Raw genomic sequence first — 2,304 nt, 5'->3', positions numbered from 1 at the left:
TGTGGCTATCCGGCATTACGCTGAATTGCGTCATCAGTCGCGCCGAGTTGTCATTGCTGCCATCGTCGACCAGCACAATCTCATAGGCCTTACCCAGCGTCTCACAGGTAGCCAACGTGCGCTGAATCAGCGTGGGCAGGCTCTCCTGCTCGTTGAATACCGGGATGACAACGGAGACTTTGTTTATCGGTGGCAAGGTGAACATATCAACCGCAGGCAAGTTTGCGCAGCGCATCGATAACGCGTGATGTGTCGTCATGGGTCATATCCGGAAACAGGGGAATGGATAACAGGCGCTCGCTGTTCCATTCCGTATGAGGAAGTTCAAGTGCGGGAAAACGCTCACGGTAATACTTCTGGGTATGGACCGCGCGAAAATGCAGACCGGTGCCAATCCCTTGTGCTTGCAGCGCGGCCATTAATGCATCGCGTGAAATACCGCAGCGTTCAGCATCCACACGCAAGATAAACAGATGCCAGGCGTGGTGATGCGGCCATTCAGGCAGACTTAGCGGCAGCAGTGGCGTATCGGCAAGCTCAGATAAATAGCGCTGCGCAATCTCCTGACGCCGTTGGTTAACGTGCGCCAGCTTGCCAAATTGCACTAACGCAATGGCAGCATGAATATCACTGAGATTGTATTTGTAGCCCGGTGTTATTACTTCTGCCTGGGGTGCACGTGCCTGTGCAAGTCTGTCGTAAGCATTCACGCCCAGGCCGTGAAATTTAAGACTACGGATACGCTCGGCAAGCTGGTCATCATCCGTGACCACCAGTCCGCCCTCAGCGCTGGTCATATTTTTGATGGCATGAAAGGAGAAAATCGCGGTGCCTTGCGCCCCGACGGGGGCGCCGCGATACTCAGCCCCAACGGCATGAGCGGCATCTTCAATAACGGGAATGCCGTGACGATGACCAATAGCGCGAATCCCATCCATATCGGCCGGCGCACCAGCATAATGCACCGGAATAATGGCACGCGTACGCGGCGTGATAGCGGCAGCAATGGCCTCCGGCGTAACCATCAGCGTATCGCGATCGACGTCCACCATCACCGGCACAGCGCCGGGCAAGACAATCATGTTGAGGGTAGAAACCCAGGTCAGCGAGGGGGTAATGACTTCATCGCCAGGGGAGATATCCAGCGCCATCAAGGTTACATGCATCCCGCCCGTCGCAGAACTGACAGCAATGGCGTGCTTGTTGCCGGTTAGCGAACAAAAAGCAGCTTCCAATTGCTGATTTTTTGGCCCTGAGGTGATCCACCCGGATAACATGACCGCATTCACGGCAGCAATCTCCTCCTCTCCCAGAGAGGGGCGAGAGAAAGGTAAAAAATCAAGCATGACAATATCCTGGTGATAAAATAATAAACGTAAAAAACATCATGATTTCACCGCCTTAATTTCTATTACTCCCTGAAAGGAAATAAGAAAAAAGTTGGCTGGTAAATATAGTCGAGCCCTGTTTTTTAACCATTACAAATAATGATACAGGTACGCATTACTAAAATAACTCAGATGAACACCCTAAACACGTCTCATCCGAACTGTGTTTAAAATACGTTTAATAAAGCGATTAAATTAAAAGTTCAATCGTCTCTTCTTATTTTATATATTCATTGAGGTTTTATTTAAAAAACAATAATAGCCATTGACGTCACAATAACATCACGTTCAAAAATAAAAATCACATTACCACTGCGTAAATGATTGTAGGGCGGGGTCGATATTGAGGTGTTATTTAAGCGAAAGGCGTCAGCGAAATTGCCTGAATTTCACATTGAATCAAGCACTCTCCACAGCCATGACAACGCGTGCTGTCCACATCAGGCAACCCACGCTCACTGAGGGAAAGCGCCTGACTTGGGCAGGTATCGATGCAACTGCGGCAATGACGTTGCTGACTGATGCAGGTGGCACCGATCGCCGGACGTAATCCGGTATCAAAGTGTGCCTGTGGCAATAGCGCCCCCGACGGGCAGTGCGAAATACATGTCTGACAGCCATCGCAGCTGGCGTACTCGATAGCCAACTGCGGATAACCCTCGTCATTGACGATCAACACGCCCATCGGGCAAGCGTTAACGCACTGCTGGCAACGATTGCACTGTTGATAAAACTGCGGTGCAGGCAGCGCACCGGGAGGAAGTGGCGCACGCGGTTGGGCGCGATCGGGTAGCGACTCTCGCGGATGCGAAGCGTTAAGAAAGGCGCGGAATAACCCGCGCCGACTGACGTAGCGATGAGACAAATACCCGCGATAGTAGCGCTCATCCTTTTCCATCAGAAAAACATCCGTGGC

At 51.3% G+C, this 2,304-nt stretch carries 3 protein-coding genes; all 3 read right to left on the bottom strand.

What is annotated here, in order from left to right; all coding sequences use genetic code 11:
* On the bottom strand, positions 1-205 hold a 205-nt coding region (locus tag J5224_RS25115; protein ID WP_264627933.1), incomplete at its 3' end, for a glycosyltransferase.
* A gap of 1 nt (position 206) precedes the next feature.
* Entirely contained in the window at positions 207-1,346 is a 1,140-nt protein-coding gene (gene arnB / locus J5224_RS25110) for a UDP-4-amino-4-deoxy-L-arabinose aminotransferase (RefSeq protein ID WP_264627932.1), read from the bottom strand.
* 397 nt (positions 1,347-1,743) lie between these two features.
* Positions 1,744-2,304: ferredoxin-type protein NapF (gene napF, locus J5224_RS25105; RefSeq protein WP_264627931.1), on the bottom strand; the 561-nt coding region annotated here is incomplete at its 5' end.

Source organism: Candidatus Symbiopectobacterium sp. NZEC135 (assembly GCF_025962695.1).
This window is presented reverse-complemented; position numbering and strand designations above follow the sequence as displayed.